This window comes from Halomonas heilongjiangensis (assembly GCF_002879645.1).
In the GTDB taxonomy this organism is placed as follows: Bacteria; Pseudomonadota; Gammaproteobacteria; order Pseudomonadales; family Halomonadaceae; genus Halomonas; species Halomonas heilongjiangensis.
In genome coordinates, this window is the sequence record NZ_PNRE01000045.1 from 1 (window position 1) to 13813 (window position 13813).

Genomic DNA, 13813 nt, shown 5'->3' on the forward strand with positions numbered 1-13813 from the left:
TGCTGGAGCTGGCCCATGTGGCCCAGGCCGCGGGGATCGGCCTCTACGGCGGCACCCTGCTGGAGGGCACCATCGGCACCGCTGCCTCGTTGCACGCCTGGGCGACCCTGCCCGAGCTGGCCTGGGGCACCGAGATGTTCGGCCCACTGCTGCTCGAGGACGACATCGTCGAGACGCCGCTGCGCTACCACGACTTCGGCGTCGAGCTACCGACCGGCCCGGGGCTCGGCATCACCCTCGACGAAGACAAGCTGGCCCACTACGCCCGTATATAAGAGCCGCGCAAGTAAGGGCCCGCGCCCGGCAGGGGGATGTCCCTCTGGCTACCATTTGCTGAAACATCGGCCGATGTAGGCAACCTGGCAACCTGCAGGGACAGACCCCAAGCGGGTGAATCATCGCTACTTTGACTCAACACAGAAGGAGAGTGCGAATGCTTTTCCAAGTGGAAATGACCGTCAAGCTGCCCCCGGAGATGCCGGCGGAGCAGGCCGCCGAGATCAAGGCGAAGGAGAAGGCCTACTCCCAGGAGCTGCAGCGCAGCGGCAAGTGGCGTCACCTGTGGCGGGTGGCGGGGAGCTACGCCAACGTCAGCATCTTCGACGTGGAGGACAACGCCGAGCTGCAGGAGATCGTCTCTAACCTGCCGCTGTTCCCGTATATGGAGATCGCGGTCAAGCCGCTGTGCCGGCATCCCTCGTCGATCCGCGACGACGACAGCTGATCTCACCCAGGCGACCAATGCCCAGTATGACGATGCCCGCCTATTGGCGGGCTTCGTCATGTGGGGTGGTGTGTCGGTGGTCGGGCTACAGCATCCTCCGCTTCCTGAGCCGATAGTCCAGCGCCGCGCGGCTCAGTCCCAGGCGTCGCGCGGCCGCCGAGACGTTGCTTCCCGCCTCGCGATAGGCCTGCTCCAGCAGGGCCTCCTCCAGGGCATCGAGCGAGATGCCGTCGTCCAGGATCGACTGGCACAGCGAGGCGAGGGTGGCGGTCGACGACTCGCCGCCGGCGTCCTCGGCCGCCGTGGTGAGCCGGCCGCCGGCGCCGAGCACCTGGCCGCGGGCGGGGAGGGGGTGCTGGCCGAACAGCGCCTGCTCGCCGATGGCGTGGCGATCGCCGGTGAGGATCACGCCGCGCTCGATGGTATTCTGCAGCTCGCGGATGTTGCCCGGCCAGTCGTGGCGGCTCATGGCCGCCTGGGCCTGGTCGGTGAAGCCCAGGGTCTTGAGGCGATAGTGCTGTTCGCAGCGGGCCAGGAAGTGGTCGGCGAGCAGGGGGATGTCGTCGCGGCGCTCGCGCAGCGGCGGGATCAGCACCGGATAGGCGTTGAGCCGGTAGAAGAGGTCGGCGCGGAAGCGGCCGTCCTGGACGCGCTCGGCCAGGTCGCCATGGGTGGCGGCGACGATGCGCACGTCGACGTGGTAGCTGGCCTGGCCGCCGACCCGCTCGATCTGCTTCTCCTGCAGCACGCGCAGCAGGGCGGCCTGGGCGCGTGGGGAGAGCTCGGCGAGCTCGTCGAGGAAGAGGGTGCCGCCGTGGGCGCGCTCGAAGCGTCCGGCCCGGGACTGGACGGCACCGGTGTAGGCGCCCTTCTCGACGCCGAACAGCTCCGATTCGATCAGCTCGGGGGGGATGGCGGCGCAGTTGACCGCCACGAAGGGGCCCGAGGCGCGCTCGCTTTTCTGGTGGACGCGGTGGGCGAGAATCTCCTTGCCGGTACCGGTCTCGCCGAGCAGCAGGATGGGCACCTCGGAGCGAGCGGCGCGATCGATCAGGTCCAGCGCCCCCAGGAAGGCTGGCGACTGGCCGATGGGGCGATGGCGCTCTTCGCCCTGGTGGCGGGCGATGTCGTCCTCCAGGTAGGCGATGCGCGACTGCAGCTCGTAGAGTTCGTCGATCAACGGGTCTTCGCGGAACAGCTCTGCGAAGGCGGTGTGATCCTCCCACTCCTGGGCCGGTTTGCCGACGATGCGGCAGCGCGCGTCACCGCAGCCGCGGCACTCCACTTCACGATACTGGATCTCCTGGCCGAGGAACTGGCTCGAGTAGGCGCAGGCATAGCCGAGTTGCAGCCAGCACACCGGCTCCTTGAGCGGGCCGAAGGTGTTCTGGCTGATGATCACCTCGTAGGAGTCCTGCCACTCGAATTCGCCGTAGAAGTGGCCGCTCTCGGTGTCGATCTCCAGTGCGATGGGTACCACCTTGACCAGGCCGCGCAGGGCGTGGAGCTGGGGGCCGGTGAGGAAGCCGTCCGCCACCGACATGTCCTGGCCGCGCACCGCCCTGGCCAGCTCGGCATCCTGGATGCCCGCATGGTAGCCCAGGCGCATGAAGAAGCTGCGGGCGCGCTGCAGGCCCATGGTATTGACGATCTCCTTGCGGAAGGTGGCCATGGTCTGCACCTGCAGCAACAGCATGCGCTGCTCGCCGAGCCAGATCTGTCCCTCCGCGGGCAGGAAGCGCAGCTTGTCGAGGATGTCCTGGCTATCGGGATAGCGCGGGGTCGTCAGGGGCGTGGGCATGGCGTCTCTCGTGAGTCGGGCGGTAGCGGGCTTTTATGCATTATTCTTTAGTCTAGTGTTGCCCGCCGGCTCCGCTGCCGGTGGAGGCAACAGCATAAAACCCCCTCGCTTTTCCCACCAGCATGGCGCCTTTCCCTGGCCGGCTTTTCGTGGATTTCATGATTTTGTGACGCCGCGTTGCAGCATTTCACCATTTCCTTGATCCCCGTCACCCTCCGGGCGGGAAAAAGCCGCGCCGATCATGACGCAGGTAATTGTTTTTCAATGATCCGTGCCCTGTCGTCAGGACTTGGCACGGCCCTTGTACTCCCTGGGTGACGCATCACCCGGAGGTGCTCGATGTCCCAGTCATCCATTCCCCAGACCCTCAAGCGCTTCGTGCGCGTCAGGGAGAGAAGCGAGCGTTTCGTCGAGTTCGATTTCGCGATCGAGAACCCGGAACTCTTCGTGGAGCTGATCCTGCCACCGCTGGCCTTCGAGGAATTCTGCTCACGAAACGACGTGACCTTCATGACCGAGGCGCAGGCCAGAGCGGTCGACATCCAGATGGAAAAGTGGCGCTACAGCGTCAGTCAATGATCGAGCGGGTGTCGACGACACCCGGACAACAACAAGCGAGGAGAGACCATGAGCGTCGAGATCAAGACGACGGAGATCACACCGATTCGCCAGACCTATGGCCATACCAGGCGTCGCTTCGGCGACAAGCCGGCGACCCGCTACCAGGAGGCCAGCTTCGACATCCAGCCGACCAGCAACTTCCACTATCGGCCGATGTTCGACGAGCAGCATGAGCTCTACGACCCCGGCTATACCGCCCTGAAAATGGAGGACTGGTACGCCTTCAGCGACCCCCGCCAGTTCTACTATGGCGCCTGGGTCGGCGCCCGCGCCAAGCTCCAGGAGAGCACCGAGACCAGCTTCGCCTTCTTCGAGAAGCGCAACCTGGGCGCCCGGCTGGACGAGGCCGCGCGGCGTCTGGTGGTCCAGTGCCTGCTGCCGCTTCGCCACGTCGAGATGGGCGCCAACATGAACAATGTCGGCATCGCCGGCAATGCCTACGGCACCACCCTCAGCCAGGCCCACATGTTCCATGGCATGGACCGCCTGGCCGTCGCCCAGTACCTGACCCGTATAGGCCTGCTGATCGACGAGTCGCCCGGTGTCCTGCTGGCCGAAGCCAAGAACCTGTGGATGGAGGATCCCGCCTGGCAGGGCGTGCGCCGCTATGTGGAAGACACCCTGGTGGTGGAGGACTGGGCCGAGCTCTCCCTGGCCCAGAACCTGATCTTCGACGGCCTGCTCTACCCCTTCCTGCTGGAGACCCTGGACGAGCGCCTGCTGGAAATCGGCGGTGGCGATATCGCCATGCTCACCGATTTCATGGGCGACTGGTTCAAGGATGGCAGCCGCTTCATCGATGCCCTGTTCAAGACCCTGGCCGGCGAGAGCGAGGCCAACCGGGCGCAGCTGACCCGCTGGGTCGCCCACTGGCGAAGCCGTGCCCTCGAGGCGCTGACCCCGGTGGCCATCGACGCCGATATCGAGCTCGACGCCGCCCTGGGGGTGCTGGACAAGCGCCTCGCCAAACTCGGCCTGCTCGAGACCCACTGAGCCTTCCCCTGATTACGGAGTTAGCCCCATGTCACGCGTCTTTATCGCCCTGCAGGACAACGAGAACGCCCGCTTTATCGTCGAGGCCATCGGCGAGGACAACCCCGGCGCCGAGGTCAAGCATAGCCCGGCCATGATCCGCGTCGAGGCCGACGACCGCCTGACCATCCGCCGCGAGACGGTGGAGGAGAAGCTGGGCCGCGACTGGGATACCCAGGAGCTCCAGGTGGACATGATCAGCATCGGCGGCAACGTCGACGAGGATGACGACAGCTTCACCCTCTACTGGAACACCTGAGTCCCCGACGACGCCATCACACGCCAGCCAACAATAATGGCGCAGGAGAGTTAGCCATGAATGCCAAGACCAGCAAGCGACTCAACATGAAAGAGCGCTACCGGATCATGACCCGGGACCTGGGCTGGGAGCCCAGCTATCAGCGCTACGAGGATATCTTCCCCCAGGAGGGCTTCGAGGGCATCAAGATCACCGACTGGGACCAGTGGGAAGACCCCTTCCGCCTGACCATGGACAACTACTGGAAATTCCAGGCGGAGAAGGAGCGCAAGCTCTACGCGATCTTCGATGCGGTGTCCCAGAACAACGGCCAGATGAAGATCTCCGACCCGCGCTACCTGAACGCGGTCAAGCTGTTTATCACCGCCGTCACGCCGCTCGAGTACAACGCCTACAAGGGCTACGCCCGGGTCGGTCGCCAGTTCGGCGGGGTCGGGGCACGCATCGCCTGCCAGATGCAGTCCATCGACGAGCTGCGCCACACCCAGACCCAGATCCACGCCATGAGCCACTACAACAAGTATTTCGGTGGCATGCATGACTTCCCGCACATGTTCGATCGGGTCTGGTACCTGTCGGTGCCCAAGTCGTTCTTCGAGGACGCCTCCACCGCCGGGCCCTTCGAGTTCCTGACCGCGATCTCCTTCTCCTTCGAGTACGTGCTGACCAACCTGCTGTTCCTGCCCTTCATGTCCGGGGCCGCCTACAACGGCGACATGAACACCGTGACCTTCGGCTTCTCGGCCCAGTCCGACGAGGCGCGGCACATGACCCTCGGGCTCGAGATCATCAAGTTCATCCTCGAGCAGCACGAGGACAACGTGCCGATCATCCAGCAGTGGCTCGACAAGTGGCTGTGGCGCGGTTACCGGCTGCTCTCCATCGTCGGCATGATGATGGACTACATGCTGCCCAACAAGGTGATGTCCTGGGCCGAGGCCTGGACGATGTACTACGAGGAGGCCGGCGGCGCCCTGTTCAAGGAGCTGGAGCGTTACGGCATCCGCCCGCCCAAGTACGCCGACCAGACCGTGATCGGCAAGGATCACGTCAGCCACCAGGCCTGGTTCATCTTCTACCAGTACGGCCATGCCACCGCCTTCAACACCTGGGTGCCCACCGCCAAGGAGATGGACTGGCTCTCCGAGAAGTACCCGGACACCTTCGACCGCCTCTACCGGCCGCGCTTCGAGCTGTTGGCCGAGAAGGCCGCCCGCGGCGAGCGCTTCTACAACAACACCCTGCCGCAACTCTGCCAGGTCTGCCAGATTCCGTTGGCGATCACCGAGCCGGACGATGACACCCTGCTCAGCCACCGCGACACCGTCCACGACGGCGAGCGCTACCACTTCTGCTCCGAGGGTTGCCGCGACATCTTCCACCACGAGCCGGAGAAGTACGTCCAGGCCTGGCTGCCGGTGCACCAGATCCTGCAGGGCAACTGCGGCGGCGCCGACATGGAGAAGGTGATCGGCGACTACTACCGCATCGAAATGGGCGAAGACAACCTGGACTTCGAGGGCTCCGCCGAACAGCGCCGCTGGGCGGCGTGGAAACAGGCCGTCTGAGGAGGAGAGACCATGAGCGTAAACGCCAACTATCCGAACTACCGGGGCCCGGTGCGCGACCGCGTCGAGAACTTCCACGGCAACCAACTGGTGTACGTGATGTGGGAGCGCCACCTGCTGTTCTGCGCCCCCCTGACCTTCCTCGCCGACCCGGCGATGCCCTTCGAGGCCTTCCTCGCGGAGGTGCTCACGCCGGCGCTGGCGCCGCATCCCGAGAGCGAGGTGCTGGATTTCGCCGAGGCCCAGTGGCGCCTCGACGGCGAGGCCTTCACCCCGCGCGGCGACGCCTCGCTGGCCGACAACGGCATCGACCACAAGTCACAGCTGCGCCTGATCACGCCGCGGCTGTCGGACCTGGCCGACGCGGCCATCTGAGGGGAGGGCAGCCTCATGAGCTATCAAGTGACCATCGAACCCACCGGCGAAATCGTCGAGGTGGAGGAGGGGCAGACCCTGCTGGACGCGGCCCTGCGTCAGGGCGTCTGGCTGCCCTTCGCCTGCGGCCATGGCACCTGCGGCACCTGCAAGGTGCAGGTGCTGGAAGGCGAGGCCGAGGTGGGCGACGCCTCGCCCTTCGCCCTGCTCGATATGGAGCGCGACGAGGGCTACCGCCTGGCCTGCTGCTGTCACCCGGAGAGTGACCTGGTGATCGAGGCGGACGTCGACGAGGATCCCGACTTCGCCGGCCATCCGGTGCAGGACTGGAGTGCCACCGTCAGCGCCATCACCGAGCTGACCCCGACCATCCGCGAGATCCGCCTGCGCCTCGACGGAGAAGGCATGGCCTTCCAGGCCGGTCAGTACATCAACCTCCGGGTGCCCGGCGTGGAGGGCACCCGCGCCTTCTCCATCGCATCAAAGCCGGCCGAGTCCGGCGAGCTGGCCCTGCATATCCGCAAGGTCGAGGGCGGGGCGGCCACCACCTGGCTCCATGAGCAACTCGAGGAGGGGCAGCGCCTGGCGCTGAGCGGCCCTTACGGCCAGTTCTTCGTGCGCAAGTCCGACCCCAAGGACGTGATCTTTATCGCCGGGGGCTCCGGGCTCTCCAGTCCCGAGTCGATGATCCTCGACCTGCTGGCCGACCCCGAGGATACCCGGCGCATCACCCTCTTCCAGGGGGCGCGTAACCTCGCCGAGCTCTACCACCGGGAGCGCTTCGAGCGACTCGCCGCCGAGCACGAGCGCTTCACCTATATGCCGGCGCTCAACGCGCCCCTGGACGACGACGCCTGGGATGGCTTCGTGGGCTTCGTGCACGACGCCGCCATCGCCCACTTCGAGGGCCGCTTCAGTGAGCACAAGGCCTACCTGTGCGGGCCGCCGCCGATGATCGATGCGGCCATCACCGCCCTGATGCAGGGGCGACTGTTCGAGCGCGACATCCATATGGAGCGCTTCCTGACCGCCGCCGACGGCGCCGAGGGCGGGCAGCGCTCGGCCCTCTTCAAGCGGATCTAACCCGCCACCCGACTCACAAGAACCACAAGGAGCAAGACGCCATGACCGTGAAGATTTTCGACACTCCCCAGGTGCAGGACTTCCTGAAGACCGTTGCCGGCCTCGACCAGGTCGGCGGCAGCGAGCGTGCCAAGCAGATCGTCCATCGCCTGCTCTCCGATCTCTACCGGCTGATCGACGATTTCGACGTCACCCCGGAGGAGTTCTGGTCGGCGGTGAGCCTGATGAACGAACTCGGCAAGGAGACCCAGTTCGGCCTGCTGTCGCCGGGGCTCGGCTTCGACCACTACCTGGACATGCGCCTGGACGCCGCCGATGCCGAGGCCCAGCGTACCGGCGGTACCCCGCGCACCATCGAGGGGCCCCTCTATGTGGCCGGCGCCCCCGAGGCCGAGGGCCATGCCCGTATGGACGACGGCAGCGACACCGCCAGCGAGGTGATGTGGCTGACCGGCCAGGTGCGTGACACCCAGGGCAACCCCATCCCCGGAGCCCAGGTGGAGATCTGGCACGCCGATGCCAAGGGCGGCTACTCCTTCTTCGACCCGACCCAGAGCGAGTACCACCTGCGCCGCACCATCCTCGCCGATGCCGACGGCCGCTACAGCGCCCGCAGCATCATCCCCTCGGGCTACGGCGTGCCCAAGGGCAGCCCCACCGACCAGGTGCTCGCCGCCCTGGGCCGGCACGGCCAGCGTCCGGCGCATATCCACTTCTTCATCTCGGCGCCGGGCCATCGCCACCTGACCACCCAGATCAACCTGGGCGGCGACCCCTACACCTGGGATGACTTCGCCTTCGCCACCCGCGAGGAGCTGGTGGTGAACGGCCGGCGCATCGAAGACCCCGCAGAGGCGGACCGGCGCGGCCTGGAAGGCCCCTTCACCGAGGTGGTGTTCGACGTCGAGCTGGTCGCGACCGACGCGCCCGAGCTGCAGATCCGTCATGCCCGCCCGCGGGCCCTGGAGGACGCCGCCGACTGACCATCACCGGGGCCGCTGTCGAGAGCGTCGGCGGCCCCGATGCCTGCCCCGGCAGACGATCCATAACGACAACAAGGAATTCCCCTATGCGATACATCAATCGGCTGGCCGCGGCGCTGACCCTGGGCGGCTGCGCCTTCTCTTCCTCCACCTGGGCCGCCAATGGCCATTACGTTCCCGGCGTCGAGGGCCTCGATGGCCCGGTGGTGCCGCCGCCCGGGCTCTACTACCGTGGTTATCTGGTCCACTACGATATCGACAGCCTGCGCGATGGTCGGGGCGACGCCCTGCCCGGCGACAATGGCGGCGAGGTCACGGCTCTGGTCAATCGCTTCGTATGGATGACCGGCAAGACATTCCTCGGTGCCGACTATGGCCTGGAGGCCATCATACCCATCCAGGATGTTTCGCTGCGCTTCGACGGGGTCGGTGTCAGGGACGGCGATAGCGGTGTCGGCGATATCTTCCTGAGCCCCGTGGTGCTGGGCTGGCATGGTGAGCGCTGGGATGCCGTCGCCGCCGCCGGCTACTGGTTCGATACCGGCGACTTCTCCGCCGACCGGCCGGCGTCCATCGGCAAGGGTTTCGGCTCCACCATGCTGACCCTGGGCGGCAGCTGGCACTTCGATGCCGAGCGACGCTGGACGCTCTCGGCCCTGTCGCGCTACGAGATCCACGGCAAGCAGGACGGGACCGGCATCACCCCCGGCGATAGCCTGGTGGTGGAGTGGGGGATCGGTCATCGACTGGCCAGTGGCCTGACCCTGGGGCTGGTCGGCTACGACGCCTGGCAGCTCGGGGCGGATGATGGCGTGGCGCCTGGGGTGCCCAACGACAAGGCCGAGCAGCACGCCATCGGCGTCGAGGCGGGCTATTTCTGGCCGGCGCTGGGTGTGGGGCTCAACGGTGCCTACTACCACGAGTATGACAATCGCGCCCGGCCTCAGGGCGACCTGCTGCGCCTGACCCTGACCAAGGCCTTCTAGGACTCCCGCCAGGACGCCGCCGCACCCCAGCGTGGCGGCGCCCCGTCAGGTCCCCGTGGTCTCCCCGACCAGCCCGATCAGGTTGCGCAGCGCCGGTGAGTCGTTGTCCGGACGCCAGGCGAACCAGAGCGGCATCTCGCAGCCGTCAAGCTCCGGCAGACGCAGGAAGCGGGGGTGGCAGCTGCTGGCGGCGGGCAGGATGGCGATGCCCAGGCCCGCGGCCACCATGCTGAGGATGGCGATGTTGTCGGCGCCGTACTGCACCACCCGGGGGTGGAAGTCGAGGCGCTGCGGAAGCCCCAGACGAAGTCGGCGTCGGCGAGCTCGGCGAGGGTCGTCGGCGGGGACGGCGAGATCAGTAACGACGGCGACGGCTCAGGTCGATGTCGTCCCGGTCGGTGGCCGCCCCGGCGGCGGCGCCCAGGCCCCCGCCGATCACCGCTCCCCGGGTGATGCTGCCGCCGGTCATGGCCGCGGCGCCGCCGCCGATGGCCGCTCCCACGCCGGCACCGCTCAGCGCGCGTTCTCCGGTGGTGGTGCCGCAGCCGGTGAGTCCCAGGGCCAGCAAGCCGGCCAGCAGACCGATAGACAGCATTCGCATATGGCTTCCGTTCATCGAGGGGTCCCTGTTCGAGGTTGACCCCCGGAGCATAACCGGCCCGCACGGAAGTTGCAAAACAGTGTTTTTTATCCCTGTCCGCTGTCCCGCCTGCGGGGTGCCAGGTCTCAGGGGCGCTTACCCCAGTTCCCGTCGCTGGCACTGACCGGCGATCGTGGTGACTCACGAGGACCACTGTGCCGACAGTCAAGCTCCGGCGGGGATTGCCCCACGCGGCAAAGTCGGTCAATGTCGTTCCATGACCGCTGGATATCCTGCCAGAACATCGCAACACGTGCGTGACGCCTATGCCCGATCGAGATGGTGCCGAGTTTTCGGCGTGGAACCCCGGCCTGGAGGCCGACCTGCCCAGGCGCTATCACGCCCTGGAAACCATCCATCGAACGGCCAACGTCTATTCCCGCCTCTCCGACATGCCTGAACTGAAAGCCCTCACCGGGCTCGAGGAGGAGGAGTTGGTGGCGTTCCGGGCGGAGCGCTTGCTGCTGCACGAGCTGATCGTGCAGGTGACGGCCGATGTCGTGGTGTCCGAGGGCGACGAGGAGGAAGTGCTGGGGCGGCACTTTCGCCGCATCACGCTCAAGATCCTGACCGACTACCTGACTCCCCATCTGCCGGCGTTCCAGCAGGCGTATGATCAACTGTACGAGTCGATACACGTCAGGGTGAGCGACATCCTCGCCGCGGCCTTCGCCCCCGAGCCGGTGGCGACCGAGCCCGAGCCCGTCTCCTTCCTGGCCAGGTGGTTTGGCAGACGCCCGGCCCCGCGACAGCAGCCGGATCGTCGCTCCCTCCAGGAACGGCATCATGACGCGATCCAGGGCATCAAGCAGCAGGGGTTGGCCGCCCGGGACGAACGGGAACAGACCATCTACAAGAGTGCGTATCGTGTCCTGAATTCGCTCGCCGGCGTCCAGGGCCATATCGGGGTGGACCGAGAGGTGTTGGCGAGGTTGATCACCCGGCATGCCTGTAACGACTTCGGCAGCCGCCTGCTCGGTCGCCTGGTGGCGCCCCATGTCGAACGGGCCATGCAGCAGGAGGGTTACGGCCGGATCCCCTGCGCCAGCGAGCCGATCCTGATCAGCCTCAAGGGGGCCTCGGCGGCGGGCAAGAGCTCCCTGCGGCACCTCCTGAGAAACACCCTGCAGGACCTGGGTATCCAGCCGGAGCAGTACGGGACCATCACCCCCGACATCTGGCGCCGCCTGCTGCTCGACTATGACGCCCTGGGCGAGGCCTACAAGTATGCCGGCCGCCTGACGGGCAAGGAGGTCAAGCTGATCGATGCCAAGCTGGACCGCTACATCCGCGACAAGGCACAGCGGGACCGCACCATTCCGCACCTGCTGATCGACCGGTTTCGTTTCGACAGCTTCTCCTCGGAAAGGGTGGCGCGGCTCCTGGATGACACCTATGCGAAACATGTCTCCACCATGTACATCTATTTCGTCATCACCCCGCCGGAGGCCACGGTGGAGCGGGGCTGGCAGCGGGGGCTGGAGCGGGGACGCTACAAGGCGGTGTCGGACTTCCTGGGGCACTGCGTGGAAGCCTATGACGGCATGCCCAGACTGCTCTTCAAGTGGCTGGACAGCCCCTATCCCCGGTTCGAGTATGAGTTCCTGGACAACAGCGTCCCCAGGCACACGCCACCGACGACCATCGCCTACGGCACCCGCGAAGCGCTTCATATCCTGGATCCCCTGGGCCTGGTCAACATCGACCGCTACAAGAGGATCAACACCGGGGCGAGATGCCCGGCGGAGGTCTATCCCGGCGGCGACACCCTGGCGATCGGCAGGAATTGCGCGTTCCTCAAGCAGTGCATCGCAAAAGTGCCTGAGGTCCGCTTCGTCGACGACGCGACCGGAACGGTATACCTGCGGGCCACCACAGGCCGCTTCGCGGTGGAGGATGCCACGATCCTGCGGGCCAGGCGGGAGGATCCGAAGCTCGCGGAGCTGTTTGCCGTCCTGGGGGTGCCCGAGCGTTAGGAGCCAGTTGGGTCTGATCGTCTCTCTGCTGGCCCACCCGAGGTGTGGTTATCGGACGTGAAACGCCCGGGCCCGCACATCGGCGGGCCCGGGCATCTCCTCGTGGTGTCTCGCTCTCCCTTGCTCAGAGCACCCCCTTGGCCTTGGCGGTATGGGTGGCGATGGCGTCCATCAGCGGCGGCGAGAGGCAGTCGTAGGGCTCGAGCCCCAGCTCCTTGAGCCGGGAGCGTACCTCGCCCATGGTGTCGGGATTGGTGCCGGACTCGATGATCGAGGAGACGAAGGCGGCGAATTCCGGCGCCGCCCAGCCGCTGTCATTCGAGAGCTCGGTATGGATGAAGTCCAGGCCGTGGAAGGGGTGGCCGGTGTTCTCGATGCGCCCGAACATGTGCACTCCGCAGCTCTTGCAGGCGTGGCGCTGGATGGCGGCGGAGGGATCGACGACCTCGAGCTTGTCCTCGTTGGCGGTCACCCTGAGCTTGTCGCGCGGAACCACGGCGACCATCGAGAACAGCGCGCCTTCGGGCTTCCAGCACTTGGTGCAGCCGCACACGTGGTTGTGGGCGCACTGGGCATCGACGGTCACCTCGACCTTGTTGTCGGGGCAGTGGCAATGCAGGGCGCCGCCTTCGAAGCTGGCGCTGCCGGGGCGGACGCCGTTGTCCACCGACGGGTGGATGTGGAGATGGTGGCTCATGGCGGTATCTCCTTGCGATGCGGTGGAGGAGTGAGCGGTTGAGGATGGTGGTGGTGTTGCGCCGGCTCTCGGTGCCGCCGGCCTTTCGGCCGGCTTGTCGGCGGTTCTGGGGGGTGGGGACTTCGTTGCGCCGAACCAGCGCTGAAGCATGTCCATGAGGCTCATGGGTAGGTTCTCCTTGCGGTTCGAGCGTCCGACCTGCTCAGTTCGCGCGCGTATCATTCGCACGGCTTCGGGCGCGTATCACTCGCGCGGCTTCGGGCACGTATCACTCGCGCGGCTTCGGGCGCGTATCACTCGCGCGGCTTCGGGCGCGTATCAATAGTGCAGCACGCTGCGGATGCTCTTGCCGGCGTGCAGCAGCTCGAAGGCCTCGTTGATCTGCTCGAACGGCAGGTCGTGGGTGATGAAGTCGTCGATGTTGATCTCGCCGTTCATGTAGCGCTCCACATAGCCCGGCAGCTCGGTGCGCCCCTTGACCCCGCCGAACGCCGAGCCCTTCCACACCCGCCCGGTGACCAGTTGGAACGGCCGCGTGGAGATCTCCTCGCCGGCCCCGGCCACGCCGATGATCACCGACTCGCCCCAGCCCTTGTGGCAGCACTCCAGCGCCGAGCGCATCACGTTGACGTTGCCGATGCACTCGAAGGAGTAGTCGACGCCGCCGTCGGTCTTCTCGACGATCACCTGCTGGATCGGGTCGGCGTGGTCCTTGGGGTTGACGAACTCGGTGGCGCCGAACTGCTTGGCCAGCGTGAACTTGTCCGGGTTGACGTCGATGGCGATGATGCGGCTGGCCTTGGCCATCACCGCGCCCTGGATCACCGCCAGGCCGATGGCGCCCAGGCCGAACACGGCGACGGTCGAGCCCGGCTCGACCTTGGCGGTGTTCATCACCGCGCCGATGCCGGTGGTCACCCCGCAGCCGAGCAGGCAGATCTTGTCCAGCGGCGCCTCCTTGGAGACCTTGGCCAGCGACACCTCGGGCAGCACGGTGTACTCGCTGAACGTCGAGCAGCCCATGTAGTGGTGCAGCATCTGGCCGTCGAGCGAGAAGCGCGAGGTGCC

Annotated in this window: 16 protein-coding genes; 11 read left to right on the forward strand and 5 right to left on the reverse strand. The window is 66.4% G+C overall.

Annotated features, from left to right (window positions below; all coding sequences use genetic code 11):
- Both C1H66_RS10215 and catC read left to right on the forward strand, forming a co-directional pair.
- Positions 1-275 (forward strand): enolase C-terminal domain-like protein (locus C1H66_RS10215; protein ID WP_276308835.1); only part of this gene is annotated, 275 nt, incomplete at its 5' end.
- Positions 276-433: 158 nt separating this feature from the next.
- Positions 434-724 carry a muconolactone Delta-isomerase gene (gene catC, locus C1H66_RS10220; protein ID WP_102627787.1) on the forward strand — a complete coding sequence of 97 codons (291 nt, stop codon included), beginning with the start codon at positions 434-436 and terminating at the stop codon, positions 722-724.
- An 85-nt stretch (positions 725-809) separates the two neighbouring features.
- On the opposite strand, the gene C1H66_RS10225 is transcribed toward catC, so the two are convergent.
- Entirely contained in the window at positions 810-2525 is a 1716-nt protein-coding gene (locus C1H66_RS10225) for a sigma-54-dependent Fis family transcriptional regulator (protein ID WP_102627788.1), read from the reverse strand.
- 339 nt (positions 2526-2864) lie between these two features.
- Between C1H66_RS10225 and C1H66_RS10230 the strand changes: the two genes are divergently transcribed.
- The 8 genes from C1H66_RS10230 to C1H66_RS10265 all read left to right on the forward strand — a co-directional run bounded on the left by C1H66_RS10230 (position 2865) and on the right by C1H66_RS10265 (position 9432).
- Positions 2865-3104, forward strand: a complete 240-nt coding sequence (locus C1H66_RS10230) for a phenol hydroxylase subunit (protein ID WP_102627789.1) — start codon at positions 2865-2867, stop codon at positions 3102-3104.
- A 48-nt stretch (positions 3105-3152) separates the two neighbouring features.
- Positions 3153-4139 (forward strand): aromatic/alkene monooxygenase hydroxylase subunit beta, encoded by a 987-nt coding sequence (locus tag C1H66_RS10235; RefSeq protein WP_102627790.1) that lies wholly within the window; start codon positions 3153-3155, stop codon positions 4137-4139.
- A gap of 28 nt (positions 4140-4167) precedes the next feature.
- Positions 4168-4437: an MmoB/DmpM family protein gene (locus C1H66_RS10240; protein WP_102627791.1), complete on the forward strand. Its 270-nt coding sequence runs from the start codon at positions 4168-4170 to the stop codon at positions 4435-4437.
- 56 nt (positions 4438-4493) lie between these two features.
- Complete coding sequence (locus C1H66_RS10245; protein WP_102627792.1) at positions 4494-6005, forward strand: aromatic/alkene/methane monooxygenase hydroxylase/oxygenase subunit alpha; 1512 nt, start codon at positions 4494-4496, stop codon at positions 6003-6005.
- A 12-nt stretch (positions 6006-6017) separates the two neighbouring features.
- The gene (locus tag C1H66_RS10250; protein ID WP_102627793.1) at positions 6018-6380 is read left to right on the forward strand and encodes a phenol hydroxylase subunit P4; all 363 of its coding nucleotides are present in this window, start codon (positions 6018-6020) and stop codon (positions 6378-6380) included.
- Positions 6381-6395: 15 nt separating this feature from the next.
- Complete coding sequence (locus C1H66_RS10255; RefSeq protein ID WP_102627794.1) at positions 6396-7463, forward strand: NADH:ubiquinone reductase (Na(+)-transporting) subunit F; 1068 nt, start codon at positions 6396-6398, stop codon at positions 7461-7463.
- A gap of 41 nt (positions 7464-7504) precedes the next feature.
- The gene (gene catA / locus C1H66_RS10260; RefSeq protein ID WP_102627795.1) at positions 7505-8446 is read left to right on the forward strand and encodes a catechol 1,2-dioxygenase; all 942 of its coding nucleotides are present in this window, start codon (positions 7505-7507) and stop codon (positions 8444-8446) included.
- An 86-nt stretch (positions 8447-8532) separates the two neighbouring features.
- Positions 8533-9432: a SphA family protein gene (locus C1H66_RS10265; protein WP_102627796.1), complete on the forward strand. Its 900-nt coding sequence runs from the start codon at positions 8533-8535 to the stop codon at positions 9430-9432.
- A 45-nt stretch (positions 9433-9477) separates the two neighbouring features.
- On the opposite strand, the gene C1H66_RS10270 is transcribed toward C1H66_RS10265, so the two are convergent.
- Positions 9478-9699, reverse strand: coding sequence for a LysR substrate-binding domain-containing protein (locus C1H66_RS10270; RefSeq protein ID WP_240618272.1), 222 nt, complete (start codon positions 9697-9699; stop codon positions 9478-9480).
- 88 nt (positions 9700-9787) lie between these two features.
- Positions 9788-10027 carry a hypothetical protein gene (locus C1H66_RS10275; RefSeq protein ID WP_181423430.1) on the reverse strand — a complete coding sequence of 80 codons (240 nt, stop codon included), beginning with the start codon at positions 10025-10027 and terminating at the stop codon, positions 9788-9790.
- Positions 10028-10338: 311 nt separating this feature from the next.
- Here C1H66_RS10275 and C1H66_RS22865 point away from each other — a divergent pair, with 311 nt between their 5' ends.
- Positions 10339-12048 carry a DEAD/DEAH box helicase family protein gene (locus C1H66_RS22865; protein WP_170064131.1) on the forward strand — a complete coding sequence of 570 codons (1710 nt, stop codon included), beginning with the start codon at positions 10339-10341 and terminating at the stop codon, positions 12046-12048.
- Between the two features lie 124 nt (positions 12049-12172).
- Here C1H66_RS22865 and gfa read toward each other — a convergent pair whose 3' ends face one another.
- Complete coding sequence (gfa, locus tag C1H66_RS10285; protein ID WP_102627799.1) at positions 12173-12745, reverse strand: S-(hydroxymethyl)glutathione synthase; 573 nt, start codon at positions 12743-12745, stop codon at positions 12173-12175.
- A 318-nt stretch (positions 12746-13063) separates the two neighbouring features.
- Positions 13064-13813 (reverse strand): zinc-binding dehydrogenase (locus C1H66_RS10290; RefSeq protein WP_102627800.1); only part of this gene is annotated, 750 nt, incomplete at its 5' end.

Coding starts and splice junctions, on each gene's coding strand:
- catC (WP_102627787.1), top strand. CDS start 434: ATGCTTTTCCAAGTGGAAATGACCGTCAAGCTGCCCCCGGAGATGCCG.
- C1H66_RS10225 (WP_102627788.1), bottom strand. CDS start 2,525: ATGCCCACGCCCCTGACGACCCCGCGCTATCCCGATAGCCAGGACATC.
- C1H66_RS10230 (WP_102627789.1), top strand. CDS start 2,865: ATGTCCCAGTCATCCATTCCCCAGACCCTCAAGCGCTTCGTGCGCGTC.
- C1H66_RS10235 (WP_102627790.1), top strand. CDS start 3,153: ATGAGCGTCGAGATCAAGACGACGGAGATCACACCGATTCGCCAGACC.
- C1H66_RS10240 (WP_102627791.1), top strand. CDS start 4,168: ATGTCACGCGTCTTTATCGCCCTGCAGGACAACGAGAACGCCCGCTTT.
- C1H66_RS10245 (WP_102627792.1), top strand. CDS start 4,494: ATGAATGCCAAGACCAGCAAGCGACTCAACATGAAAGAGCGCTACCGG.
- C1H66_RS10250 (WP_102627793.1), top strand. CDS start 6,018: ATGAGCGTAAACGCCAACTATCCGAACTACCGGGGCCCGGTGCGCGAC.
- C1H66_RS10255 (WP_102627794.1), top strand. CDS start 6,396: ATGAGCTATCAAGTGACCATCGAACCCACCGGCGAAATCGTCGAGGTG.
- catA (WP_102627795.1), top strand. CDS start 7,505: ATGACCGTGAAGATTTTCGACACTCCCCAGGTGCAGGACTTCCTGAAG.
- C1H66_RS10265 (WP_102627796.1), top strand. CDS start 8,533: ATGCGATACATCAATCGGCTGGCCGCGGCGCTGACCCTGGGCGGCTGC.
- C1H66_RS10275 (WP_181423430.1), bottom strand. CDS start 10,027: ATGCTGTCTATCGGTCTGCTGGCCGGCTTGCTGGCCCTGGGACTCACC.
- C1H66_RS22865 (WP_170064131.1), top strand. CDS start 10,339: ATGCCCGATCGAGATGGTGCCGAGTTTTCGGCGTGGAACCCCGGCCTG.
- gfa (WP_102627799.1), bottom strand. CDS start 12,745: ATGAGCCACCATCTCCACATCCACCCGTCGGTGGACAACGGCGTCCGC.